Origin of the sequence: Streptomyces sp. TLI_171, assembly GCF_003610255.1 — a bacterium.
GTDB lineage: Bacteria > Actinomycetota > Actinomycetes > Streptomycetales > Streptomycetaceae > Kitasatospora.
Window position 1 is genome coordinate 4052907 of sequence record NZ_RAPS01000001.1, and the last position, 25618, is coordinate 4078524.

Annotated in this window: 21 protein-coding genes and 1 pseudogene; 17 read left to right on the forward strand and 5 right to left on the reverse strand. The window is 73.0% G+C overall.

What is annotated here, in order from left to right:
• Window positions 1–29 precede the first annotated feature (29 nt).
• The 13 genes and pseudogenes from hisC to BX266_RS18615 all read left to right on the forward strand — a co-directional run bounded on the left by hisC (window position 30) and on the right by BX266_RS18615 (window position 16885).
• Entirely contained in the window at window positions 30–1106 is a 1077-nt protein-coding gene (gene hisC, locus BX266_RS18560) for a histidinol-phosphate transaminase (protein ID WP_099901272.1), read from the forward strand.
• A gap of 210 nt (window positions 1107–1316) precedes the next feature.
• A pseudogene (locus tag BX266_RS40895) lies at window positions 1317–1859 on the forward strand (pyridoxal-phosphate dependent enzyme); the annotation flags it as partial.
• Between the two features lie 76 nt (window positions 1860–1935).
• Window positions 1936–2157, forward strand: coding sequence for a hypothetical protein (locus BX266_RS40030; RefSeq protein ID WP_259464748.1), 222 nt, complete (start codon window positions 1936–1938; stop codon window positions 2155–2157).
• A gap of 195 nt (window positions 2158–2352) precedes the next feature.
• On the forward strand, window positions 2353–3711 hold the full coding sequence (locus BX266_RS18570; protein ID WP_099901274.1) for an efflux RND transporter periplasmic adaptor subunit: 1359 nt from the start codon (window positions 2353–2355) through the stop codon (window positions 3709–3711).
• The gene (locus tag BX266_RS18575; RefSeq protein ID WP_099901276.1) at window positions 3711–4484 is read left to right on the forward strand and encodes an ABC transporter ATP-binding protein; all 774 of its coding nucleotides are present in this window, start codon (window positions 3711–3713) and stop codon (window positions 4482–4484) included. Before BX266_RS18570 ends, BX266_RS18575 begins: the two co-directional genes overlap by 1 nt.
• Window positions 4481–5683, forward strand: coding sequence for an ABC transporter permease (locus tag BX266_RS18580; protein WP_099901278.1), 1203 nt, complete (start codon window positions 4481–4483; stop codon window positions 5681–5683). Before BX266_RS18575 ends, BX266_RS18580 begins: the two co-directional genes overlap by 4 nt.
• 14 nt (window positions 5684–5697) lie before the next feature.
• Entirely contained in the window at window positions 5698–6333 is a 636-nt protein-coding gene (locus BX266_RS18585; RefSeq protein WP_099901280.1) for a DUF5666 domain-containing protein, read from the forward strand.
• A 162-nt stretch (window positions 6334–6495) separates the two neighbouring features.
• Window positions 6496–7248 (forward strand): response regulator transcription factor, encoded by a 753-nt coding sequence (locus tag BX266_RS18590; RefSeq protein WP_099901282.1) that lies wholly within the window; start codon window positions 6496–6498, stop codon window positions 7246–7248.
• 1 nt (window position 7249) lies between these two features.
• Window positions 7250–8710: a cell wall metabolism sensor histidine kinase WalK gene (locus BX266_RS18595; RefSeq protein ID WP_099901283.1), complete on the forward strand. Its 1461-nt coding sequence runs from the start codon at window positions 7250–7252 to the stop codon at window positions 8708–8710.
• Window positions 8711–8969: 259 nt separating this feature from the next.
• Window positions 8970–10508, forward strand: coding sequence for a cytochrome ubiquinol oxidase subunit I (locus tag BX266_RS18600; protein WP_099901285.1), 1539 nt, complete (start codon window positions 8970–8972; stop codon window positions 10506–10508).
• 11 nt (window positions 10509–10519) lie between these two features.
• Window positions 10520–11527 (forward strand): cytochrome d ubiquinol oxidase subunit II, encoded by a 1008-nt coding sequence (gene cydB, locus BX266_RS18605; RefSeq protein ID WP_099901287.1) that lies wholly within the window; start codon window positions 10520–10522, stop codon window positions 11525–11527.
• A 42-nt stretch (window positions 11528–11569) separates the two neighbouring features.
• On the forward strand, window positions 11570–15025 hold the full coding sequence (gene cydD / locus BX266_RS18610) for a thiol reductant ABC exporter subunit CydD (protein WP_099908026.1): 3456 nt from the start codon (window positions 11570–11572) through the stop codon (window positions 15023–15025).
• Between the two features lie 69 nt (window positions 15026–15094).
• Window positions 15095–16885 (forward strand): GAF domain-containing protein, encoded by a 1791-nt coding sequence (locus BX266_RS18615; RefSeq protein ID WP_099901289.1) that lies wholly within the window; start codon window positions 15095–15097, stop codon window positions 16883–16885.
• Window positions 16886–16892: 7 nt separating this feature from the next.
• Here the strand turns inward: BX266_RS18615 and BX266_RS18620 are convergent, their stop codons facing one another.
• The 3 genes from BX266_RS18620 to BX266_RS18630 form a co-directional block, all read right to left on the reverse strand.
• Window positions 16893–17705 (reverse strand): HAD family hydrolase, encoded by an 813-nt coding sequence (locus tag BX266_RS18620; protein WP_099901291.1) that lies wholly within the window; start codon window positions 17703–17705, stop codon window positions 16893–16895.
• A 73-nt stretch (window positions 17706–17778) separates the two neighbouring features.
• The gene (locus tag BX266_RS18625; protein ID WP_099901293.1) at window positions 17779–18675 is read right to left on the reverse strand and encodes a hypothetical protein; all 897 of its coding nucleotides are present in this window, start codon (window positions 18673–18675) and stop codon (window positions 17779–17781) included.
• Between the two features lie 99 nt (window positions 18676–18774).
• On the reverse strand, window positions 18775–19197 hold the full coding sequence (locus BX266_RS18630) for a hypothetical protein (protein WP_143686957.1): 423 nt from the start codon (window positions 19195–19197) through the stop codon (window positions 18775–18777).
• 231 nt (window positions 19198–19428) lie between these two features.
• Between BX266_RS18630 and BX266_RS18640 the strand changes: the two genes are divergently transcribed.
• Window positions 19429–20343, forward strand: coding sequence for a LamG domain-containing protein (locus BX266_RS18640; protein ID WP_143686958.1), 915 nt, complete (start codon window positions 19429–19431; stop codon window positions 20341–20343).
• Window positions 20344–20409: 66 nt separating this feature from the next.
• Here the strand turns inward: BX266_RS18640 and BX266_RS18645 are convergent, their stop codons facing one another.
• Complete coding sequence (locus BX266_RS18645) at window positions 20410–21477, reverse strand: ParB/Srx family N-terminal domain-containing protein (protein WP_099901298.1); 1068 nt, start codon at window positions 21475–21477, stop codon at window positions 20410–20412.
• Between the two features lie 310 nt (window positions 21478–21787).
• Window positions 21788–22675: an LLM class flavin-dependent oxidoreductase gene (locus tag BX266_RS18650; RefSeq protein ID WP_099901300.1), complete on the reverse strand. Its 888-nt coding sequence runs from the start codon at window positions 22673–22675 to the stop codon at window positions 21788–21790.
• A gap of 183 nt (window positions 22676–22858) precedes the next feature.
• On the opposite strand from BX266_RS18650, the gene BX266_RS18655 reads away from it, so the two are divergent.
• From BX266_RS18655 to BX266_RS18665, 3 genes are all read left to right on the forward strand, one after another.
• Window positions 22859–23140: a hypothetical protein gene (locus BX266_RS18655; RefSeq protein ID WP_399169934.1), complete on the forward strand. Its 282-nt coding sequence runs from the start codon at window positions 22859–22861 to the stop codon at window positions 23138–23140.
• Entirely contained in the window at window positions 23137–23529 is a 393-nt protein-coding gene (locus BX266_RS18660; RefSeq protein WP_099901302.1) for a type II toxin-antitoxin system VapC family toxin, read from the forward strand. Before BX266_RS18655 ends, BX266_RS18660 begins: the two co-directional genes overlap by 4 nt.
• 706 nt (window positions 23530–24235) lie before the next feature.
• Window positions 24236–25609, forward strand: a complete 1374-nt coding sequence (locus tag BX266_RS18665) for a hypothetical protein (protein WP_120314387.1) — start codon at window positions 24236–24238, stop codon at window positions 25607–25609.
• Window positions 25610–25618: the final 9 nt, after the last annotated feature.

Consider the following 25618-nt stretch of genomic DNA (forward strand, 5'->3'; position numbering starts at 1 on the left):
CCGCCGAGGAAGAAGAAACGGAGAACCCCGTGGTTCAGCGCGAACAGGGCCCCCGGCTGCGGCCGAGCCTGGACGGCATCCCCAGCTACAAGCCGGGCAAGCCCGCCGGCGCCGACGCCTTCAAGCTGTCCTCCAACGAGAACCCCTACCCGCCGCTGCCGGGTGTCCTGGAGGCCGCCGTCGCCGCCGCCGGGAGCTTCAACCGCTACCCCGACATGGCCGTCAGCGGCCTGACCGCCGAACTCGCCCAGCGCTTCGGCGTCCCCGTCGAGCACGTCGCCACCGGCACCGGCTCGGTCGGCGTCGCCCAGTCCCTGGTGCTCTCCGCGGCCGGCGAGGGCGACGAAGTCATGTTCGCCTGGCGCTCGTTCGAGGCCTACCCGATCATCGCCCAGGTCGGCGGCGCCACCCCCGTGGCCGTCCCGCTGACCGCCGACGAGGCCCACGACCTCGACGCGATGCTGGCCGCGATCACCGACCGCACCCGGCTGATCTTCGTCTGCAACCCCAACAACCCCACCGGCGCCGCGATCCACCGCGAGGAACTGGTCCGCTTCCTGGACGCCGTCCCCGCGCACATCCTGGTCGTGCTGGACGAGGCCTACCGCGAGTTCATCCGCGACGAGGACGTCCCCGACGGCATCGAGCTGTACCGCGACCGCCCCAACGTCTGCGTGCTGCGCACCTTCTCCAAGGCGTACGGCCTGGCCGGCCTGCGGGTCGGCTTCGCGATCGCCCACCCGCCGGTCGCCGACGCGCTGCGCAAGACCGCCGTCCCGTTCGGCGTCAGCCAGCTCGCCCAGGACGCCGCGGTCGCCTCGCTGCGCGCCGAGGACGCCCTGCTGGAGCGGGTCGAGGCGCTGGTCGGCGAGCGCGCCCGGGTGAGCGCCGCGCTGCGCGCCCAGGGCTGGACGGTCGTCGACTCCCAGGCCAACTTCGTCTGGCTGCGGCTCGGCGAGCACACCGTGGACTTCGCCGCCGCCTGCGCCGAGGCCGGCGTGGTGGTCCGCCCGTTCGCCGGCGAGGGCGTCCGGGTGTCGATCGGCGAGGTGGCGGGCAACGACCTGTTCCTGGCCGCCGCGGAGGCGTTCCGCAAGGAGATCTGACCGTTCGGCAGCTGATCGAACGTCATGGTCGGGGGTGCGCGAGGCGGTTGCGCACCCCCTACGCGTGGAAGGACTCCGGCGGCCGCGACCGCACCCAGGGAGAGCCCGGGTGAGCCTGCACGACGCCGACCCGACCCCCACCGCCTGGTACAACATCCTCCCCGACCTGCCCGAGCCGGTGCCGCCGGTGCTGCACCCCGGCACCAATGAATCCGGTCACCGCCGAGGACCTCGCCCCGCTGTTCCGCGCCGAACTCGCCGCCCAGGAACTCGGCGGCCCGCGCTAGGTCGACATCCCCGGCGACCGGCTCGCACAAGCTCAACACGGCGCTCGCGCAGGCGTACGACAACAAGCGGGCCGGGGTGACCCGGCTGGTCACCGAGACCGGCGCCGGGCAGTGGGGCAGCGCGCTCGGCCTCGCCCGCTCCTTCCTGGAGCTGGACTGCGAGGTCTTCATGGTCCGGGCCTCCTACGACCAGAAGCCCTACCGGCGGGCCCTGATGGAGACGTACGGGACGCAGGTGCACGCCTCCCCGTCCGAGCTGACCGCGGCGGGGCAGGTCGCACTGGCCGACGACCCGGCGGCCACCGGAAGCCTTGGCCTGGCGGTCGCCGAGGCGGTGGAGACGGTGGCCGGCTCCGGTGGCAGCGCCAAGTACGCGCTCGGTTCGGTGCTGAACCACGTGCTGCTGCACCAGACGGTGATCGGTCAGGAGGCGATCGTCCAGTTCGCCCGGATCGACGACCACCCGGACGTGGTGATCGGCGCGGCCGGCGGCGGCTCCAACTTCTGCGGCCTCGCCCTCCCGTTCCCTGGGGGCCCGGGCGGTGGCGCAGACCGCCTGCTTCGAGGCCGGCGTGGCCTTCGCCCGGGCCGAGGGCATCGTGCCCGCCCCGGAGTCCGCCCACGCGGTGCGGGTGGCCGTCGACGAGGCGCTGGCCTGCCGGGAGTCCGGCGAGTCGAAGGCGATCGTGTTCGCGCTGTCCGGGCACGGGCACTTCGACATGCAGGCCTGCCTCGACCACTTCGCCGGGTGCCTGACCGACTGAACCCCGGGGCGGGTGAACCCGTGACGGGACTTTGCTGGGAGCACGCTGGGAGGGAGGTCAAGGGCTGGTGGTCGGCCGGTGGGCCGGCAACCCTCCGGCGGGCGTGATGCCCCGGTTCGTCCGGATCGACGGACCCAGCCCGCACCCAGGATCCGCACAGGGCGGCGCAAGAGCACCCGGCGATGCTTCTGCGCCATGAAGGTGCTTCCGCGACGGCGTGGGGCCGTCCTCGTCAACTCCGCGCTCGGCGTGGCCCTGCTGGGCGGGGCCGCGCTGGCGTACACCACCTTGGACAGCGGCACCAGCAAGGCCGCCACCAGTTCCAAGGTCCGCACCGCCACCGTTGCCAAGGGAACGGTCCAGGCCACGGTGTCCGGATCGGGCACGCTGTTCTCACCGTCCGACGCCGGACAGGACTTCACCACCGGCGGCAAGCTCACGTCCGTGAAGGTCGCGGTCGGGGACGCGGTGAAGAAGGGTCAGGTGCTCGCCACCGTCGACCCCGCCGCCGCCCAGCAGCAGGTCGACCAGGCCCAGGCCGCGCTGAACACCGCCGAGGCCAACCTGACCAAGGCCGAGGCCGGCGAGACGGTGACCACCACCGTCCCCGGCTCCTCGACCTCCGGCGGGTCGGGCTCGGGCCGCACCGGCGCCTCGGCCGGGGCGAGCGCCGCCGCCACCCCGCAGCCCAGCACCACCACCACCGTGAAGGTCGACCAGGCGCAGGTCGCCTCCGCCCAGCAGCAGGTCGACAACGCCGAGGCCACCCTGACCAACGCCAAGGACGCGCTGACCGGGACGACCCTCACCGCCACCACCGACGGCACCGTGGCCTCGATCTCCGGCAAGGTCGGCGAGACCGTCTCCGGCACCGGCTCCTCCGGGTCCTCCAGCTCCTCCGGCAGCTCCTCGTCCGGCGCCAAGACCTCGACCACCAGCGGCAGTTCGAGCACCACCCCGTCCGGGTTCATCGTGCTGACCAACCCGGCCGGGATGCAGGTCACCGCCAACTTCTCCGAGCTGGACTCGCTGAAGCTGAAGAAGGGCCAGCCGGCGACCGTCACCCTGAACGCGCAGTCCGACACCAAGCTGGACGCCACCGTCCTGTCGGTCAGCTCGCTGCCCTCCAGCTCCACCAACGGCGCGGTGCAGTACGGCGCGACCCTGCAGATCAGCTCCGACACCGCGGCCCTGCGCACCGGCCTGAGCGCCACCATCTCGGTGGTCACCGGCTCCGCCGAGAACGCCCTGTCGGTGCCCACCGCGGCCCTCCAGGGCACCGGCTCCAGCCGCACCGCGACCGTGATCCACGACGACGGCAGCAGCGAGCGGGTGCAGGTCGCCGTCGGCATCGAGGGCGACAGCACGGTGCAGGTCACCGAGGGCCTGACGGAGGGCGAGAAGGTCGAGCTGACCTCCACCACCGCGGGCACCGGCAACGGCTTCCCGTCCGGCCAGTTCCCCGGCCTGGGCGGCGCCGGCGGTGTCGGCGGCGCGGCGGGCGGCTTCGGCGGCGGCACCCGCGGCACCGGCGGCGCCGGAGGCACCCGCTGATGCGCACCGCCAAGCCCCCGGTGATCCAGATCCGCCGGGTCACCAAGTCCTACGGCCACGGCGACGCCGTCGTGCACGCCCTGCGCGGGCCGACGGCCCCGAACGGCGAGCCGCACGGCGTCGACCTGGACATCGCCGAGGGCGACTTCGTGGCGGTGATGGGCTCCTCCGGCTCCGGCAAGTCGACCCTGATGAACATCCTGGGCTGCCTGGACGTGCCCACCGGCGGCCGCTACCTGCTGGACGGCACCGACGTCGGCCACCTCGACGAGGGCCAGCTGGCGCTGGTGCGCAACCGCAAGATCGGCTTCGTGTTCCAGTCCTTCAACCTGGTCCCGCGCACCACCGCGCTGGCCCAGGTCGAACTGCCGCTCGCCTACGCGGGCGTGCGCTCCGCCGAACGCCGCCGACGGGCCCTGGCCGCGCTCAACCTGGTCGGCCTGGCCGACCGGGCCGGGCACAAGCCCAACCAGCTCTCCGGCGGCCAGCAGCAGCGCGTCGCGGTGGCCCGGGCCCTGGTCACGGCGCCCGCGATGCTGCTCGCCGACGAGCCCACCGGCAACCTCGACAGCCACTCCACCGAGGAGGTGCTGGGCATCATCGACGGCCTCAACGCACTCGGCCGCACCGTGGTGGTCATCACCCACGAGGACGAGGTGGCGCTGCACGCGAAGCGGGTGATCCGGCTGGTCGACGGCGCGATCGTCAGCGACGTCCGGCAGGCCCCCGTCGACGGACCGCCGCCGGCGCTGGCCGCGGGGGTGGTCGCGTGATCGCCTGGCAGATGCTCCGCTTCGCGGTCGGCGGCCTGGCCGCCAACAAGGTCCGCTCCGCGCTGACCATGCTCGGCGTGCTGATCGGCGTGGCCTCGGTGATCCTGCTGCTCGCGGTCGGCAACGGTTCTTCGGTGGCGGTCAAGGAGTCGATCACCTCGCTCGGCACCAACTCGCTGACGGTGTCCTCCTCCGCCTCCCGCGGCTCGGCGACCGCCGCCAAGAAGCTCACCGTGGACGACGCCAAGGCGCTCGCCTCGGCCACCGACACCCCGTCCATCAAGTCGGTCGCCCCGGTGGTCACCACCAGCGGCACCGCGCTGTACGGGAACATCTCGTACCAGCCCGGGCAGATCGTCGGCACCTACCCGGCGTACTTCGAGACCTCCAACCTGAAGGTCGACAAGGGCGACTACTTCTCCGCCGACGACGTGCTGAACTCCCGCAAGGTGGCGGTGCTCGGCGCCACCACCGCCAAGGAGCTGTTCGCCGCCGAGGACCCGGTCGGCAAGAAGATCACCATCGGCGGGACCCCGTTCACCGTGGTCGGCGTGCTGAAGACCAAGGGCTCCACCGGCTTCAACGACCCCGACGACGTGGTGATCGCCCCGCTGCCGACCGTGCAGAACGCGTTCACCGGATTCGGTTCGGTCAACCAGATCCTGGTGCAGGCGTCCTCCGCGGAGACCACCACCGAGGCGCAGAGCGACATCACCCGGATCCTGATGGGCACGCACGCCATCAAGGACTCCACCAAGGTCGACTTCCGGATCAGCAACCAGACCTCGCTGCTGAGCGCCCGCGAGTCCACCACGAAGACCTTCACGGTCCTGTTGGGCGCGGTCGCCGCGATCTCGCTGCTGGTCGGCGGCATCGGCATCACCAACATCATGCTGGTGACGGTCACCGAGCGGACCAAGGAGATCGGCATCCGCAAGGCGCTCGGCGCACCCCGGGCGGTCATCCTCGGCCAGTTCCTCGCCGAGTCCACCCTGCTGTCGGTGATCGGCGCCGGACTCGGCGTGCTGGTCGGCATCGTCGGCTCGCACTTCTCGGTGATCGGCATCAAGCCGGTGGTGATCCCCGAGTCGGTGCTCGGCGCGTTCGGCATCGCCGTCGCCATCGGCCTGTTCTTCGGCAGCTACCCCGCCAACCGGGCCGCCCAGCTGCGGCCCATCGACGCCCTCCGGCACGAGTAGAAGGAGACTCCCCCATGTCTGACGACCAGGAGCTGCTGGCCGCCGCGCCGGACGCCCGCGACATCACCGCCGAGCTGGCCGCGCCACCGCGCCGCAAGCTCCCCTGGCCCACCCTGGCCCTGGCCGGCTGCGTCATCGCCGTGCTCTCCTTCGCGGGCGGCGTCTGGTACCAGAAGGACAACGGCCCCACCAGCGGCACCGGCAACCGGGCGGGCGCCTCCACCGACCGGTTCCCCGGCGCCGGGACCGGTCGCGGCGGCTACGGCGGCAACGGCTACGGCGGCGGGCAGAACGGGCAGGCCGGCGGCCAGTTCCCGGGCGGCGCGGCGGGCGGCTTCACCCGCGGCACCGTCCAGTCGGTGGACGGCAACACCGTGTACCTGACCGACGCCAACGGGAACACCGTCAAGGTCACCACCGGCGACTCCACCAAGGTCACCACCACCAAGGAGGGCAAGGTCACCGACCTGCAGCCCGGCCAGACCGTCACGGTGACCGGCAGCAAGGGCGCCGACGGCTCCTACAGCGCCACCCAGCTCACCCAGGGCAACGCGCTGGGCGGCTTCGGCGGCCGCGGCGGCGCCGCGGGCGGGGTCGGCGGGGCGGCGCCGGGCAGCGGCTCCGGTACCGGTTCGAACACGACCGGATGACTAATCCAATCTTCATTCACTTCGCTTAGCCTGCCCGGGCTAGGGTCTGTCTGACGATGCTCGGTCGGGCGCACCCCGGCAGAGCGTCGTCGGACAGGCCCCGTGATGTCCGGGGCGGCCCATTCGTCCGGCCGGGAGGCGGAGCAGATCGTGTCAGGCGCAGTGCAGTCGAACCCGGCCGCGGCGACCCCGGCAGGAGGCGGCGAACCCTTCCTGCTGGTGGTCGACGACGAGCCGAACATCCGCGAACTCCTCTCCGCGAGCCTGCGGTTCTCCGGCTTCCGGGTGGCCTCCGCCGCCACCGGCCAGGAGGCCCTGGACGCGGTCGCCGCCGAGCGCCCCGACCTGGTGGTGCTCGACGTGATGCTGCCCGACCTGGACGGCTTCACCGTGGTGCAGCGACTGCGCGACCAGACCCAGTGGCCGCAGAGCCCCGAGCACGTCCCGGTGCTGTTCCTGACCGCCAAGGACGGCACCGGCGACAAGGTGCAGGGCCTCGCGGTCGGCGCCGACGACTACGTCACCAAGCCGTTCAGTCTGGAGGAGCTGATCGCCCGGATCCGGGCGATCCTGCGCCGCGCGGGCGGCCCCGCCGACGACGGCCGCCTGGTGGTGGCCGACCTCACCCTGGACCCGACCGCGCACGAGGTCACCCGGGGCGGCGTCCCGGTCTCGCTCTCCCCCACCGAGTTCAAGCTGCTGCACTACCTGATGGCCAACGTCGGCCGGGTGGTCTCCAAGGCGCAGATCCTCGACCACGTGTGGGCCTACGACTTCGGCGGCGACCTCTCCATCGTCGAGTCGTACATCTCCTACCTGCGCCGCAAGCTCGACTCCGGCCCGATGCACGGCCCCAAGCTGATCCACACCGTGCGCGGCATCGGCTACGCGCTGCGCCGCCCGCCCAACAGCTGACATGGCCCGCTTCTCGCTGCGCGTCCGGCTGCTGGTGCTGGCCCTGCTGCTGGTCACCACCGGTCTGGTGCTCAGCGACACGCTGGTGCTCGGCACCGTCCGCGGGCAGTTGGTCGGGCGCGCCGACCAGCAGTTGGGCCGGTTCGCGGAGCCGCTGTCCCGGCGGGCCCCGTCCCGGCAGACCCCGGTGTCGGTGTTCAGCCCGCAGAGCGTCACCCGCCGGGCGGCGCAGAGCCTGCCCAGCGAGTACGTGGTGCGCTACCTGGGCGCGGACGGCGAGGTGCTGTCGGTGATCCGGCAGCCGGTGTCCGACTCCGACCCGGCCCCGCAGCTGCCCAACCTGAACCGGGCGGCGCTCGCCAAGCGCGAGAACGAGCCGTACACCACCAGGGCGGGCCGCGGCGTCGAGTGGCGCACGCTGGTGCTCCCGCTGCAGCGCACCACCGGCACCGACGCCGCCGCGCCCCGGTACGTGCAGGTCGCGGTGCCGCTGGAGGAGGTCGAGTCGACCATCTCGCACCTGCGCACCACCTTCTTCACCATCGGCGCCGCGGTCCTGGTCGGCATCGCCGGACTGGGCGCGATCGCGGTGCGGGCCGGGCTGCGGCCGCTGCGCCAGCTGGAGGCGGGCGCGCAGCGGATCGCCGACGGCGACCTGTCGCACCGGATGCCCGAGCTGCCCGCCCGCACCGAGGCGGGCCGGCTGTCGGCGGCGCTGAACGGGATGCTGGCGCACATCGAGAAGGCGTTCGCCGACCGGGCCGCCTCCGAGCAGCGGATGCGCCGCTTCGTCGCCGACGCCTCGCACGAACTGCGCACCCCGCTGGCCGGCATCCGCGGCTTCGCCGAACTGCACCGGATGGGCGCGCTGCAGGACGTGGACCGGGCGATGGACCGGATCGAGTCGGAGGCGGTCCGGATGGGCGGCCTGGTCGAGGACCTGCTGACGCTGGCCCGGCTGGACGAGGAGCGTCCGCTCAACCTGGCGCCGATGGACCTGCGCACGCTGGCCGCGGACGCGCTGCACGACCTGACCGCGCTGGACCCGGGGCGCCCGGTGGCGCTGACCGGCCCGAACGGCGAGGGCGCCCCGCAGCCGGCGCCGGTGCTGGGTGACGAGGCCAGGCTGCGCCAGGTGGTGACCAACCTGGTGGGCAACGCGGTCAAGCACACCCCGCCGGGCACCGCGGTGCGGATCGGCGTGGGCCGGGCGGACGGCGGCTGCCTGCTGGAGGTCGCCGACCACGGTCCCGGTCTGACGGAGGACCAGGCGGCACTGGTGTTCGAGCGCTTCTACCGGGCGGACGCCTCGCGCAGCCGGCGGGCCGGCGGGGGCGGGGGAGCGGGCCTGGGCCTGGCGATCGCCACCGCACTGGTGTCGGCGCACGGCGGCGAGCTGACCCTGCACACCGCGCCCGGCGAGGGCGCCGCGTTCCGGATGTCGCTGCCCCGCCAGCGCTGACGGCGGATCAGCCGGGGCGCTGTCAAGCGCCGTTCGGTACAGCGGAGCTGCCCGGTTGCCGCTTGTGACCGGCCGAACGGGCGGCGGATCATCTGCTTGTCCGAAAACACCCACCCCCGTGCGTACGCGCCGATAAGCATCATGGATACTGCCTTTGTGAACGTGTTCACGTTCACAAGCGGACAAGCTTGGGCTGATCTGGTGCGTTCGCGTGCTAAATATGCTTTTTGTCCGGTACGGGGCAGATTGAGAGGGCGCAGTGGATCTAGCAGTCGCTCACGAGACCATCTCCCGATGGCAGTTCGGCATCACCACCGTCTACCACTTCCTCTTCGTCCCGCTCACGATCAGCCTGGCCTCGATCGTCGCCGGCCTGCAGACGGCCTGGGTGCGCACCGGCAAGGAGAAGTACTTCCACGCCACCAAGTTCTGGGGCAGGCTCTTCCTGATCAACATCGCCATGGGCGTGGTCACCGGCATCGTCCAGGAGTTCCAGTTCGGCATGAACTGGTCCGACTACTCCCGCTTCGTAGGCGACGTGTTCGGCGCCCCGCTGGCGATGGAGGCGCTGATCGCGTTCTTCTTCGAGTCCACCTTCATCGGCCTCTGGATCTTCGGCTGGGACCGGCTGCCGAAGAAGATCCACCTGGCCTGCATCTGGATGGTGGCGATCGGCACCGCGCTCTCCGCGTACTTCATCCTGGCCGCCAACTCCTGGATGCAGCACCCCGTCGGCTACCGGATCGACCCCGCCACCGGGAAGGCCCAGCTCACCGACATCGCCCGGGTGCTGTTCCAGAACACCACCCTGGTCCAGGTCTTCCACACCCTCACCGCCGCGTTCCTCACCGGCGCCGCCTTCGTGGTCGGCATCTCCAGCTTCCACCTGTGGCGGGCCAAGCGCGGCAAGGAGACCGACCGGCGCAGGACCGCCGCGATGCGCACCTCGCTGCGCTTCGGCCTGGCCATCGCGGTGGTGGCCGGCCTCGGCACCGCGGTCAGCGGCGACACCCTCGGCAAGGTGATGTTCGAGCAGCAGCCGATGAAGATGGCCGCCGCCGAAGCGCTCTGGGACACCCAGGCCCCCGCGCCGTTCTCGGTGTTCGCGATCGGCGACGTCTCCAAGGGCCACAACTCGGTCGAGCTGGAGATCCCCGGGATACTGTCCTTCCTCGCCCACAACGACTTCTCCTCGGCGGTGCCCGGCATCAACGACACCGCCCGGGCGGAGGCCGCCCAGTACGGCGGGCAGCCCGAGGACTACATCCCCAACATCTTCGTCACCTACTGGGGATTCCGGCTGATGATCGGCTTCGGCATGACGTCCTTCGTCGCCGCGCTGATCGGCCTGTGGACCACCCGCCGGAAGTTCTGGCTGGCCCCCGAGCACCGCACCGCGGAGGACGAGCCGCCCAAGCTGATGCTCACCAGGAAGCGCGAGATGAACGTCTTCTTCACCCGCTGGAGCTGGCGGATCGGCATCCTCACCATGGGCTTCCCGCTGATCGCCAACAGCTTCGGCTGGATCTTCACCGAGATGGGCCGCCAGCCCTGGGTGGTGTTCGGCCTGATGCGCACCCGCGACGCGGTCTCCCCCAACGTCACCGTCGGCACCCAGGTCGTCGGCCTGACCACGCTGACCGTGCTCTACGCGATCCTCGCCGTCATCGAGGTCAAGCTGCTCGCCAAGTACGCCGCGGCCGGCCCCGACGTCGACGAGCAGCCCCTCGCCAAGGACCCGACGCTGCGCGGCCCCTCCGACGAGGACGCCGACAAGCCCCTCGCCTTCGCGTACTGAGGACGGATCACATGCACCTCCAAGACCTCTGGTTCATCCTGATCGCCATCCTGTGGATCGGCTACTTCTTCCTGGAAGGCTTCGACTTCGGCATCGGCATCCTCACCCGCCTGCTGGCCCGGAACACCGCCGAACGCCGCGTCCTGATCAACACCATCGGCCCGGTCTGGGACGGCAACGAGGTCTGGCTGCTCACCGCCGGCGGCGCCACCTTCGCCGCGTTCCCCGACTGGTACGCCACCCTGTTCAGCGGCTTCTTCATCCCGCTGCTGCTGATCCTGGTCTGCCTGATCGTCCGCGGCGTCTCCTTCGAGTACCGGCACCAGCGCAGCGGCGAGCGCTGGCAGCGCAACTGGGAGACCGCCATCTTCTGGACCTCGCTGCTGCCCGCCTTCCTGTGGGGCGTCGCCTTCGGCAACATCGTGCACGGCGTCGACATCGACCAGGACAAGAACTACGTCGGCACCCTCTGGGACCTGCTCAACCCGTACGCCCTGCTCGGCGGACTCACCACCCTGGTGCTGTTCACCTTCCACGGCGCGGTGTTCGCCGCCCTCAAGACCAGCGGCGACATCCGGGTCCGGGCCCGCGCCCAGGCCACCGCGCTCGGCCTGGCCACCGCCGTGCTCGCCGTGGTGTTCCTGGCCTGGACGCAGGCGCACTCCGGCAACGGCTGGAGCCTCGCCGCCCTGGTGGTCGCCGTCGTGGCCCTGCTCGGCGCGCTCGCCGCCAACCGACTGGCCCGCGAGGGCTGGGCGTTCGGCCTCTCCGGCCTGACCATCGTCGCCGCCGTCGGCATGCTCTTCCTGTCGCTGTTCCCCGACGTGATGCCCTCGACCCTGAACGAGGCCTGGTCGCTGACCGTCGACAACTCCTCCTCCTCGCCGTACACGCTCAAGGTGATGACCGTCGTGGCGCTGATCTTCACCCCGCTCGTGCTCCTCTACCAGGGCTGGACCTACTGGGTGTTCCGCCGCCGCATCGGCGTCCAGCACATCCCGGCCACCGCCCACCACTGACCCGCCCTCGCAGGAGCACACCTGATGGAACGCCAGCAGCGGATGCGCCCGATCGACCCCCGGCTGCTGGCGCACGCCCGCACCACCCGCGCCTTCCTCGCCGGATCCGTCCTCCTCGGCGGGGTGGGCGCGGCCCTGCTGGTCGCCCAGGCCGCACTCATCGCCTCGCTGGTCGTGGGCGCGTTCCAGGACGGCGAGTCCTCGCTCTGGGGACCGCTGGCCGGCCTGGCCGCCGTCGCGGCCGGCCGCGCCCTGGTCGCCTGGCTCACCGAACTCACCGCCCACCGCTCGGTCGCCGCGGTGAAGTCCACGCTGCGCCGCCGACTGCTCGACCACGCCACCGCCCTCGGCCCGGGCTACCTCGTCGGCCGCCGCACCGGCGACCTCGCCACCCTCGCCACCCGCGGCATCGACGCCCTCGACGACTACTTCGCCCGCTACCTCCCGCAACTCGCCCTCGCCGTGGTCGTCCCGCTGGTCGTGCTCGCCCGGATCGTCGGCGCGGACTGGGAGTCCGCCGCGATCATCTGCGTCACCCTGCCGCTGATCCCGCTCTTCATGATCCTGATCGGCCACGCCACCCAGGCCCGGACGGACCGCCAGTTCGCCGGCCTGGCACGGCTCTCCCACCACTTCCTCGACGTGGTCGCCGGCCTCCCCACCCTGAAGGTCTTCGGCCGGGCCAAGGCCCAGGCCGCCGCGATCGGCCGGATCACCGAGGACTACCGCCGCGCCACCCTGCGCACCCTGCGGCTCGCCTTCGTCTCCTCCTTCGCCCTGGAACTCCTCTCCACCCTCTCGGTCGCCCTGGTCGCCGTCTCGATCGGCTTCCGCCTGGTGCGCGGCACCCTCGACCTGGAGACCGGCCTGCTGGTCCTGGTCCTCGCCCCCGAGGTCTACCTGCCGCTGCGCCAGGTCGGCGCGCTCTACCACTCCAGCGCGGAGGGCCTGACGGCCGCCGGGAAGATCTTCGAGGTGCTGGAGACCCCGCTGCCCGAGGGCGGCACCCGCCCCGCGCCGACCGCCGTCGGCCTGCGGACCGAGGACCTGACGGTCCGTCATCCGGGCCGCGCCGAAGACACCCTGCACCGGCTCTCGCTGGAGATCCCGGCCGGCCGCACCACCGTGCTCACCGGCCCCAGCGGCGCCGGCAAGACCACCCTGGTGCAGGCCCTGCTCGGCTTCGTCCGCCCCGACTCCGGACGGATCCTGATCGGGGACCAGCCGCTCGACCGGACCGACCTGCACAGCTGGCACGCCAAGATCGCCTGGGTCCCGCAACACCCCCACCTGTTCGCCGGAACCGTCGCCGAGAACGTCCGGCTGGCCCGCCCCGACGCCACCGACACCGACCTCGCCGCCGCTCTCACCGCCGCCCGGGTCGACTTCGCGACCCCCGCCACCCGCCTCGCCGAGAACGGCCACGGCCTCTCCGCCGGCCAGCGCCAGCGCCTCGCCCTGGCCCGCGCCCTGCTCGCCGACCGGCCCCTGCTCGTCCTCGACGAACCCACCGCCCACCTGGACCCGGTGACGGAGGCCGCGCTGCTGGACACCCTCCGCACCCTCGACCGCACCGTCCTCCTGATCACCCACCGCCCGTCCCTGATCGGCCTCGCCGACCACCACGTGCACCTCCCGCCGGCGCAACCCCGCAGCCAGGGGCGGGAGGAGCCGCCCGCGGCGGCAACGACCGTGGTCGCGCCCCGGCACCCCGAGCAGGCGCCGCCTGCCGGGCCGCCCGCGGAACTCCCGCCCGCGAGCGACCCGCCCCGGGAGCCCCGCCTGTGGCCCGCCGTCGTCCTCGGATCGCTCGCCCTCGGCTGCGCCGTCGCCCTGATGGGCACCTCCGGCTGGCTGATCTCCCGTGCCTCCGAGATGCCGCCGGTGCTCTACCTGATGGTGGCCGTGACCTCGGTCCGCGCGTTCGGCATCGGGCGGAGCGTGTTCCGGTACGCCGAGCGGCTGGTCTCGCACGACGCCGTGCTGAAGGCCCTCGGCGGGGTCCGGACGTCCGTCTACCGGCGGCTGGAGCAGCTCGCCCCCGCCGCACTCCCCCAGTTCCGGCGCGGCGACCTGCTGTCCCGGCTGGTCGCCGACGTGGACGCCGTCCAGGACCACCACCTGCGCTGGCGGCTCCCGGCCGCCGTCGCCGCCGTGGTCTCGCTGGCCGCGTCCGCGGCGCTGGCCGCGTTCCTGCCGCTCGCCGGGCTGGCGCTCGCGCTCGGCCTGCTGCTGGCGGGCGCCGCCGTACCGGCACTGGAGCACCGGATCTCCGGCCGGACCGAGCGCCGGCACGCCCCGGCCCGCGGCGAACTCGCGACGGCCGTGCTGGACACCCTGACGGGCACCGCCGAACTGACCGTCGCGGGCGCCCTCCCGCGACGGCTGCAGGCGACCCGCGACGCCGACGCGGCGCTGACCCGGCTGGCCGCCCGCTCCGCCGCCCTCGCCGCGCTCTCGGCCGGGCTGGTCGCGCTGATCTCGGGCCTGACGGTGGTCGCGGCCTCCGCGGCCGGGGTGCGCGGCGTCGCGGACGGCGCGCTGCCGGGCGTGTGCCTGGCCGTGGTGGTGCTGACCCCGCTCGCCGCGTTCGAGGCGGTCGCCGGGATGCCCACGGCGGTGCGGTTCCGTGAGCGGGCCCGCGCCTCCCGCGAACGGCTCGCCGAGGTGCTGGCGGCGCCCGTGCCCGTCGTCGAACCCGCCGCCCCCCGCGACCTGCCAGCCGATCAACTGCCCATCCGGGTGACCGATCTGACGGTGCGCTGGCCGGGCGCCGAACGCGCGGCCCTGCACCACCTCGACCTGGAGCTGACCCCCGGCCGCCGGATCGCCGTGGTGGGCCCGTCCGGGTCGGGCAAGACCACGCTCGCGCAGGCGCTGCTGCGCTTCGTCGAGCCGGCCGCCGGATCGGTGGTGCTGGCGGCCGGTCGTCCACAGGCTGTGGATATCCGCGAGCTGGCGGGCGAGGACGTCCGGCGGACGGTCGGGCTGTGCGCGCAGGACGCGCACGTGTTCGACAGCTCGGTGCGGGAGAACCTGCGGCTGGCCCGCCCGGAGGCGAACGAGGAAGAACTGCGCGCGGCCCTGGCCAAGGCCCGCCTGCTGGACTGGGTGGACGGCCTGCCGGACGGGCTGGACACCCTGGTGGGCGAGCACGGCGCCCGCCTCTCCGGCGGCCAGCGGCAGCGGCTGGCGCTGGCCCGGGCCCTGCTCGCGGACTTCCCGGTCCTGGTCCTCGACGAGCCGGCCGAACACCTGGACGTGACGACCGCCGACGCCCTGACCGCCGACCTCCTGACCGCCACCGAAGGCCGGACCACCCTGCTGATCACCCACCGCCTGGCGGGCCTCCACGACGGCTGCATCGACGAGGTCCTGGTCCTGGACGGCGGCCGAGTGGCCGAACGCGGCCGCTGGTCCGACCTGGCCACCCGCCCCACCAGCCGCCTGGCCGGAATGATCGCCCAGGAACGCCCCGCCGCGCCCACCCCCGCCTGACCGCCACCCCCACTGCGGGCTTTCGTGCCGGAAAGCCGGACAAATGGCGCGAACAGGCACACTGGTGGCATGCAGACGCCGGAGGAGCCGACCGCCGAGAGCGGGCAGCCGCGGATCCCCGAGATCTCCTCGCTCGGGCTGGACACGCTGGTCACCGAAGTGTCCGAGCGGCTGCAGTCCGCGGCCGCCGTGACGGACCGGATGCAGCGGCTGCTGGAGGCCGTGGTCTCGGTGGGCGCGGGCCTGGATCCGCACGCCACCCTGCAGCGGATCGCCTCCGGCGCGGCCGAGCTGGTCGATGCCAAGTACGCGGCGCTGGGGGTGATCAACCCGCACGGCAGCGGACTGTCGGACTTCATCCACATCGGCATCGACGACGAGACGGCGGCCCGGATCGGCGACCTGCCGTCCGGCCGGGGCATCCTCGGGGCACTGATCGACGACCCGCGCCCGCTGCGGCTCACCAACCTGTCCAGGGACCCGCGCTCGGTGGGCTTCCCGGACGACCACCCGCCGATGGTCTCGTTCCTGGGGGTGCCGATCCGGGTCCGCGGCGTGGTGTTCGGCAACCTGTACCTGACGGAGAAGCAGGGCGGCGCGGCGTTCACCCCCGAGGACGAGCAGGTGGTGCTGGCACTGGCCGCCGCGGCGGGCGTGGCGATCGAGAACTCCCGGCTGTACGAGGAGGGCCGCCGCCGCGAGCGCTGGATCACCGGCGCCGCGGCGGTAACCACCTCGCTGCTGTCCACCGACGAGGCGCAGATCGCGCTGACGGTCGCCGCCGAGCAGGTCCGCGAACTCGCCGACGGCGCCCTGGGGATGATCCTGCTGCCGGCCGGCGAGGACCGGATGCGGGTGGCGCACGCCTCGGGGGAGCGGGCCGACTACCTGACCGGCGAGCTACTGCCGGAGCGCGGCTTCGCCCCCCGGCTGCTGGCCGGCGAGGCGGTCTACCTGGACGACCTCGCCACCGCCGCGGACACCGCCTCGGGCGCCCAGTTCGACCGTTTGGCAAGGGAGTTCGGCCCGTCGATGGCGGTGCCGATGGTCTCCGCGGGCCGGGTGCTGGGTGCGCTCTGCGTCTGGCGGGAGGCCGGCACCGTGCCGTTCACCGGCACCGAGCGGCAGCTCGCCCAGACCTTCGCCTCGCAGGCGGCGCTGGCCCTGCGGCTGGCCGAGTACCAGCTCAACCAGCAACGGCTGGCGGTGTTCCAGGACCGCGACCGGATCGCCCGGGACCTGCACGACCTGGTGATCCAGCGGCTGTTCGCGACCGGGATGATGCTGGAGTCGGCGGCCCGCCGGGCGGTGGTCCCGGAGGTGCAGGAGCGGATCGGGCAGGCCGTGGACGAGCTGGACGCGACCATCCAGGAGGTCCGCACCACCATCTACGCGCTCCAGCACGGCGACACGGACGACCAGCCGGACACCCTGCGCACCCGGGTGCTGCGCGAGGGCAGCCAGGCCGCGGCGGCGCTCGGCTTCAAGCCGACGATCACCTTCAGCGGGCCGGTGGAGGCCCTGGTCGGCGAGAAGGCGTCCCGCCAGCTCCTGGCCGCACTGCGGGAGATGCTCTCCAACACGGCCCGGCACGCCCGGGCCTCCCGGGTCGCGGTGGAGCTGGACGCCACCGTCCACCTGGGCGAGGACGGCCGCCCGGTCTCCGCCGACCCGTCCCGGACCGGTCTGCCGGGCGTCCTGCTGACCGTCACCGACGACGGCGTGGGGATCCCCGACGGCGGCCGCCGCTCGGGTCTGCGGAACCTGACCCGGCGGGCCGAGGCGCTCGGCGGCGACGCCTGGCACGAGCCGGGCCCGCACAACAAGGGCACCCGGGTGCGCTGGACGGCCCGGCTGTGAGGGTGCGTCAGATCAGCGTCTCGATGACCGCCGCGACGCCGTCCTGCTCGTTGCTGACGGTGTGCCGGGCGACCGAGGCGAGCACCAGCGGGTGGGCGTTGGCCACCGCGTAGGACTGGCCCGCCCAGGCGAGCATCTCCAGGTCGTTGGGCATGTCGCCGAAGGCGACCACCTCGGCGGCGTCGATGCCCTGCTGGGCGCACCAGCGGGCCAGGCTGCTGGCCTTGGTGACGCCGGGGGCGCTGATCTCCACCAGCGGGATCGGGCTGGAGCGGGTGGTCTCGGCGAGCGGGCCGAGCGCCGCGCGGGCCCGGTCCAGGAAGACGTCCGGGTCGAGGTCGGGGTGCTTGGCGAGGATCTTGAACAGGCCGTCGACGTGGCCGCCGGCGAGCAGGTCCTCGGCCGGGCCGATCGGGTGCTCCTTGTCGGACTCCCACATCACCACGGTGTAGTCGGGCTCCCGGGCGAAGCCCGCCGGGAACTCGAACGCGAAGGTGGTGCCGGGCAGTTCGGTGCGCAACCGGTCGACCACGGTGAGCGTGTCGGCCGGGTCGAGCGGGGAGGTCTCCAGCAGCTCGCCGCGCCGCACGTCGACCACCGCACCGCCGTTGGAGCAGATCGCCACGCCGTGGCCGCCGATGTGCGGGCCGAGGTGGCGCATCCAGCGCGGCGGCCGCCCGGTGACGAACACCACCTGCACCCCGGCCTCCTCGGCGGCGGCCAGCGCGGCGGCCGTCCGGACGGAGACCGTCCCGCCGGAGCACAGCAGGGTGCCGTCGAGGTCGGTGGCGATCAGGCGGGGGCGCGGCGAGGAGGTCACCCGTCCATCTTCGCGCACTCGTGCGGGAACCGGACCCGCCCCGGCGGGGAGCGGGTCCGGTTCCCGCGGCCGGTCAGGCCGCGACGTTCAGGGTGAGCGCCGCGGTGTGCAGGGTGCCGCCGGTCCGGAACTGCAGGAACAGCCGCCAGTCGCCGGCCGCGGGCAGCTCGGCGTGGAACGGCAGCGTCGGGCCGCCGCCCGCGCCGGTCGCCGCGGTCTCCGGGTGCAGGTGCGCGAACGCCTGGTCACCGGCGTGGAAGGCGGTCAGGTGGGCGTACGTCTCCAGGTACGGCTGCAGGTCGGTGACCGGCTGCCCGTCCTTGCCGACGCTCACCGTCAGCTCCCCGGCGACACCCGCCCTCGGGTTCCCGCTCACCGTCACGGTGTAGCCGTCGACGGTGGTGCTCGCGGCGGCCGCGGGCAGCGGCACCGGGGTTGCGGCGCCGGGGACGGCGGCGGTGCGGCTGAGCACCAGGCCGGTGCCCCGGCCGCTGCCCGCGTCGGGGACGAAGGAGGCGTACAGCCGCCAGTCTCCCGGCTGCAGGGCGGCCAGCGGGGCGGTCCAGGTGCCGTCGGGGTCCATCGTCGGGTGCAGGTGCTGGAACCCGGACAGGTCGGAGCGGATCGCGTAGAAGTGCATCTGCTGGGTCTGTTCAGGCCGGTACGCCGTCAGCGGCCGCCCGTCGGGGCCGGTGACGGTGAACCGGTACGCGCTGCCGGACAGCGCGCCGTCCAGCCGGTAGCCGCCCTGCTCGGCGGCCAGGCCGTCGGCAGCGGAGGCCGGGCCCGCCATGCCGTCGGGACCGTGGCTCATCCCGGCCATGTCGTGGCCGGTCGCGGAGGCGGAGGCGGCGCCGCTGTGGTCCATGCCGGACATCGGGTCGCTGCCGCAGGCGGCCAGGGTCAGCGTGAGGACGGCGGCGGCCGCCACGGCGGCGAGGGTGCGGCGGCGGGTGGTGGTGCTGGTCATCGGGGTTCGCTCCAGGGTGCGCGCGCGGATGCGCGGTCGCGGACAGGGGGCGGCGCCCGGTCGGGCCCGGCCCGTGCCGGGCCCGACCGGGTGGCGCCCTCACCTGCGGGCGACGCAGACCCGGAGCAGCAACTCCCGCCCGCCGCCCGGGGGCGCGCGCCCGCCCCCGGCGTCCCCGGCGGCCACCGGCCGGGCGGACGGCGGGCGCGGGTGGGTCCACGGCACGGCCGCGCCCGGCGCGGTCAGCGGCAGCGGGTCGCGGGCCTGGGTGGAGACGCAGGCGGCGGCCGAACTCCCGTGCGGCACAGGTCCGGTGACGCTCCGCTCGGCGTGGCCGTCGAGGTCGTGCCGCAGCCCGGCCGCGCCGGCCGACGGCTCCGGCGCCATCCGGTGACAGCCCGCGGCGCTCGCCGGACTGCCGTGCATCAGGAACAGTCCGAGCAGCAGCGCGCACAGCACCGCCCACCGGGCGGCCGTCCGCCCGGCCGGTGCCGGTTCGGTGGCCCGCCCAGTCCGCTCCATCGGGGTCACCATACCCCCACCCCGTATATACCGTCGGTAGGTCGCCACGCGGATGTCGCGGGGATGTCGTGCGGATGTTGCGCACCCAGTGCCCGGCGCATCGCCGAAGTCGTCCGGAATCTCCGGGAGTTCGCGTGTTCGAAGCGGTCCGCCTAGAGTTCCGCCGACGAACCACGCCGAACGAACGGGGAGAACGTGGCGGGCAGACGCGCAGCGGGCGGGGCGAGCACGATGGACCGAACGGCAGCCGCGGGGGCGGAAGCGGCGTACTGGCGGGCGATGGCGGACGCCGACGCGAGGGAGGCCCGGCGGAAGCGGACCGTCGGCATCACGATCACCGCCACCGCGGCGGTGGCCGTCGGCGCGATGGTGGCCGTCGCGGTGATGGTGCAGGACCGGGGAGCGGACGGGCCGTCAACCGCCCCGACCGCGGCGGCGGCCGCGGGGGCGCCCTCGCCCTCCGCGGGAACCGACCTCACCACCACGACCGACGCCGCCGGGGCTCCGGACTCCGCGGCCGTCCCCGGGCTCACCCTCGGCCCCGCCGCCAAGGCGGGCCCCGCCGAGGGCCGCAGCGGTCAGGCCGTGCAGCTCACCGGCAGCGGCGACGCCTGGGCGGAGGCGGCCGGGGCGAGCGTGGACACCGGCAAGGACTTCACCGTCTCCGCCGTGGTCCGCAACGACGCGGCGAGCGCCTCCAAGGCCGCCCTGTCGCAGAACGGCGAGCAGTTCTTCTCGTTCTACCTCGGGCGCGAGGACTCCTCCGCCGCGACCCGCAACCGCTGGGTGTTCAAGGTGCAGACCGCCGCGGAGACCGGGAAGACCGTGATGGCGCTGTCCTCCGGCGCCGCCGCCACCGGCCGCTGGACCACCCTCACCGGCGTCTACAACGCCAAGGCCAAGACCATCTCGCTGTACGTCGACGGCGCCCTCGCCCAGACCACCGCGGCACCCGCGGTGATCCCCGGCAAGGGCCCGCTGGAGATCGGCCGGGCCCGCTACAAGTCCGCGTGGGCGGACGCCTGGAAGGGCGCGGTCACCGGAGTCCGGGTCTGGAAGAAGGCCCTGACGGCCGATCAGGTCGCCAAGGCCGCCGCCGGCGACGCCGCCGCCCCGGCCCCCAGCGCCGGGCTGCTGACCCCCTGACGGCTCCAACGGCGGAGCGGGGAAGGCCACTGACGGCCTTCCCCGCCCCGCACCCCGACCCGGCTCTCAGCCCAGGCCGTTGACCTTCTTGTACTCGATCGCGTACGCCAGCTTGCCCGGCTTGGCGTCCGTGTACGGCTTGCTCAGCTTGTCGAACTCGCCCTTGTTGGCGGCCTTGCCGGCGTTCCACTGGTCCAGCGCGTCCAGGTCGTCGGCGGTGAAGCCGTTGTTGACCACGGTGCTCTTCGGCAGCGCGGTCATCGCCTGGGTGGTGCTCTTGACCGCGGCCAGGTAGCTGGTCAGGTCCGTCCGGTCCCAGCCGGACAGGTCGACCGGCGCGGCGTCCCGGATCCAGCTGCCCCAGTAGAACTCCTGGAACGGCAGCGAGTTCTGGGTGTAGCCGATGTCGCGGCCGAAGTAGAGCAGGCTGCGGTACTTGTCGTTCTGGAAGTTGTCCAGACCGACCGAGGTCGGCAGCTTGTTGATCTTGACGGGGTTGCCCTCGGGGTCGCTGAGGTACACCCACTTCTCGGCCTGCATCCGCGCCCAGAAGTCCTTCTGGGTCAGGGTGCTCAGGTTCGCCAGCACCCGCAGCCGCACGTGCAGGTTCGCGCCGCCGTCCGGCGTCTCGTAGAACGAGGTCAGCGTGTGGTGGCCGTCGGTCAGGAACGGCTCGCCGCCGGGGCCGATCACCACGGTCTTCATCGCGGCCACACTGTCCGCGGTCTCACCGCCGACCGGCAGCGTGCAGGTGAACGAGGACGGGTCGTCCAGGCGCGCGTCCGGCTGCGCCGCGACCGCCTCGATCCGGCCGTCGGCCTCGCACCAGTCGCTGAACTTCTTGTTGATCGCGTCCTTGCCCAGCGTGTACCGGCCGAGCTTGTAGTACACCTCGTCGTAGCCCAGCGACGGCTGGGTCGGGTGCACGTCGCCGATCCGCACGTCGAGCAGCTCGCCCGGCTGGGCGCACAGGTACCCGGCGAACGGGGTGTGACGGTTGTCGTGCCCGCAGAACGACGGGCGCTCACCCGGCGCGCCGGGCGCCGCGAACGCGGTCGGCGCAGTGGCGGCCACGGTGGCCAGGGCCGCACCGACCGCCAGCAGCGGCACGGCGGACGGGACTCGGAATCGCATGACACTCCCTGCGAACGGCTGGATGTGGTCCGCGAGCGTGCCAGCGGGCAGCCAACTCCCGGCGTCACCGCCATGGACGCCCGGCGAACGCGGATGAACGATCCGTCCGGACCGCCCGCACCGCGTTCGCCGGGGGTCAGTCGCGCCCCCTGCCGGGAGAATGCGCCAGATCGATTCGCGTCCGCACCTACTGAGATTTCGTCATGCCTCTGTGCTCGAACTCACTGGCATCACCCGATGACCATGCCCCCACCCGAGCGCATACGCACCACATGGATTCCCTGCTCCGTTCCTGGTACGCACTGTCGCCTCAAGCGAGTTGGGCCAGGCCCTCGGTGGCGATCCGCTCGAAGACAGTCAGGTCATTGGCGAAGATCGAGTCCGGCACCGGCCAGTGGATCACTAACTCGGTGATGCCCAGCTCCTGGTAGCGGCCCGCCCAGTCGACGAAGGCGCCCACAGACTGCAGCGGCTTCTCCGCCGTCGAGCCCTGGAGCAGCACCTTCTCCAGCGTCGCCACGTCCCGGCCGGTCCCCGCGCAGGCCGCCGTCAGCTTCTCCACCTGCTTCGCGATCACCCCGGGCGCCTGCTCCACCGGCACCTCCGCCGGCCCGCGCGGGTCCCCGTACGTCACCCACCCCTGCCCGTACTCCGCCGCCAGCCTCAGCCCGCGCGGTCCGGTCGCCGCCACGTAGAACGGCACCCGGGGCGTCTGCGCGCAGCCCGGAATGTTCCGCGCCTCCACCGCCTCGTAGTACGTCCCCTCCCGCGTCGTCGCGTCATGCCGCAGCAGGTCGTCCAGCAGCGGCAGGAACTCCGCGAACCGGTCCGCCCGCTCCTTCGGCGACCACGCCTCCTGCCCCATCGCCGTCGCGTCGTACCCCGTCCCGCCGGCCCCGATCCCCAAGGTCAGCCGCCCGCCGGACACGTCGTCCAGGGTGATCAACTCCTTGGCGAGCGTCACCGGATGACGGAAGTTCGGCGAGGTCACCAGCGTCCCCAACCGGATCCGCTCGGTGGCCGTCGCCGCCGCCGTCAACGTCGGCACCGACCCGAACCACGGCTCCTCCCGGAAACTCCGCCAACTCAAGTGGTCGTACGTATAGGCCGCGTGGAAGCCGAGGTCCTCGGCCCGCCGCCACACCTTCTGCCCCTCACTCCACCGGTGGATGGGGAGGATCACCGTGCTCAGACGCATACCGCCGACCCTACGCGCACACGGGTGCGCGGCCTCGCCGGCAGAGCGATCTCCGTGGACGCCGGGGATATTGCAGGAACTCTTTGATTGACTCGGAACTGACGGGCCCCAGGAGCACGGACTCGCAGGCCCCTGGGCGACGACGAACAGCGCTCTTCACAAGTGATGTACTACACTTTTCCCGTGGACACTCCTCGCTCCGGTAAGACCCGCGTCACCAGCGTCTCCTTGCGCACCGAGACGTTGGAGGCGATCCGCGCGCGCGCCGGAAAGCAGGGCGTCTCCTCCTACATCGAGGAGGCCGTGCAACGGCAACTCCAACGCGAAGCCATCGATGAGTACATCGCCGCCGTCGAGGCGGAGCACGGCCCTGTCGATCCGGCCGAAGTGGCGGCCAGGGCCGAGCGCGTCCGGGCCCACCACGCCGCCCACCGTGAGACTCCCGCCCCGGCGGATGCGGCGTGAGCGGAACGCTCATTCTTGACAGCGAGGCGCTCTCCAAACTCTCCCGCCGCCACCGGGACATGACGCTCTGGCTGGACGTTGCCCGCAACCTCGATCTGCTGGTCGTCACCAGCGCGGCGACGCTGGTCGAAGCCCGCGACCCGAAAGTGCCGCAGGCCGCGTTCGATCACGCCGTCTCCCTCACCAAGGTGCGCCCCGTCACGGAGGAGATCGCCCGCGCCGCAAGCAAACTTCTCGTTGCCGAGGGGCTGCACGGCCACAAGCACGCCATCGACGCGATGCTCGCGGCCACGGCTCACCTCGAACGGGGTGACGTCACCGTCGTCACGAGCGACACGGCCGACCTGCGCAGGCTCTGCCAACCGCGCATCGCGGTCGAGGCGATCTGAGCGCCTGCCCCACCGCCATACCTGCTGCCTCGCATGCGTGGCATCGCCTCCGGCCCGGCCTTTAGGCGAAATGAAGGAGATCGGAGAGCCACACTTTTCCTGCCAGGAAGAAATTGGTATTGCACCGCGAATTCCGTCCATGGTGGTGTCGATTGCTGGCGCCGGCGACTACGCCGCGGGAGTCGGAACCTGCAGGGTCGCGCCGGACAGGTCGGCGCGGTCGAGCAGGGCGCGGCGGAAGAGGGCCGGCCACGGACGGCGGTGAGGCCGGTTCCGGTCAGGCGGGCGGCGTGCAACAGTGCGCCGCGTAGGTCGGCCCCGTCGAGGTCGTCCAGCTGAGCACCGCGGAGGTCGCAGGCTCCGGCCGTCTCCGCCGCGTGGGTTCACCCCCCCCCGCAGCGTGCCGTCCCGCAGGGTTGCCTCCCGGGTGAAGGTGGGGCGCCGGGGCCGGTCTGCTGAACGGTCGGGTCCGGTTGGTTACCTGCCTGGCGGTGCCGCGGGAAGACCACCGCACACCGGTGCGACGGTCATCGGCGGGCACCCGCCGGGTAGCGGGCTTCTCCGGGCCCTGACCATGGGCGACGGTATTCGCTCCCCCGCCGGAGCGGTCCGGCTGCTCAGGGGGTGATGTGGGGGTGGTCCGAACCGCGCCCTAGGCTCGGCGTCGCATCCCGAGACGCGGGAGCGACGACTGTGGAGGGTACGGATGAGCGGGGACGGCGGCAGTCCGGGTCAGCAGCCCTACGGGCAGGGGCCGGGGGGCTACGGGCAGCCGGGGTGGGGCGGACCCGGCGGGTGGGGGCCGCAGCCGGGCTGGGGTTACCAGCCGCTCGCGCCCAAGCCGGGCGTCATCCCGTTGCGGCCCCTGAGCTTCGGCGAGATGTTCAGCGCCGTCTTCGACACCCTGCGCCGCTACTTCAAGGCGCTCTACCTGCCGCTGCTGGCGGTCACGGGCGTGGCCGCGCTGCCCGCGGTGCTGCTGTCGGCATTCTTCGTCGGCGGGGTGAAGGACGCGTTCCGCGACTTTCCCGACGACGAGGGTGACCTGACCGACAAGCAGGTGCTCACCCTGCTCGGCGCGTTGGCCGTGGTGGGCTCGCTGTACCTGCTGGCGATGCTCGTCCAGTACGTGGTGTCCTCCGTGCTGTCCGTGGTGGTGGTCCGGGCGGCCGCGCTCGGCCGGCCGCTGACGGGGGGACAGGCCTGGAAGGAGACCCGGCCGTACCTGTGGCGGGCGGCCGGGGCGCTGGCCCTGCTGTTCCTGCCCGCCGTGGTGCTGGGCGTCGGCCCGCTGGTCCTCGTCGCACTGGCCGGCGGAAGCCTGGGGATGCTGGGCCTCGGGGAGTTGTTCCTGTGGCTGGTGATCGGTGTCGCCACGTACGCCACGGTGCGGCTGGCGCTGCTGATCCCGGTGCTGGTGCTGGAGGAGAGCACTCCGGTGGCCGCGTTCCGCCGGGCCTGGCAGCTCAACCGGGGCAACTGGTGGCGCAGTCTCGGACTCCCCGCCCTGGTGTCGGTGATCGGCCGGATCGCGATCAACCTGGTGAGTTACCCGGTGACCGCCGTCGGTGCGGGGGTGATGGTCGCACTGCTCGATCCGGACAACGGCGGTTCGGCGGACAACGGCGAGCTCGTCGTCACCCTGGTGCTGATCCTCGTCGGGCTGTTCCTGCTGCTCACCGCTCTGGCGACGGCCCCGCTCGCCCCGGTCGCCAACGGTCTGCTCTACGTCGACCGCCGGATCCGCAACGAGCGCCTGGACGTCGCCCTGGCCGAGGCCGCCGGCATCCGCCTCGGCGAACCGGCCGGCTACCCGGGCTACCCGGGCTACCCGGGCTACCCGGGCTACCCGGGCTACGCCAGTCACCCCGGTTACCCGAGTGCCGCGGGCTACCCGACCCCCGGCGGGTACGCCGCCCCGACGGCACCGCCCGCGCAGCCCACCCCGACCGACGCCGCGCCCGCCGCGCCCACGCCGCCGGCCGCTCCTACCGTGCCCGGGCAGGCTTCCGCGCCCGCCGCTGACGGCCCGTCGGAGAAGTCCGCTCCGGCTGCGGGAGAGGACCGGAGCGACAGCTGAGCCGAGCTG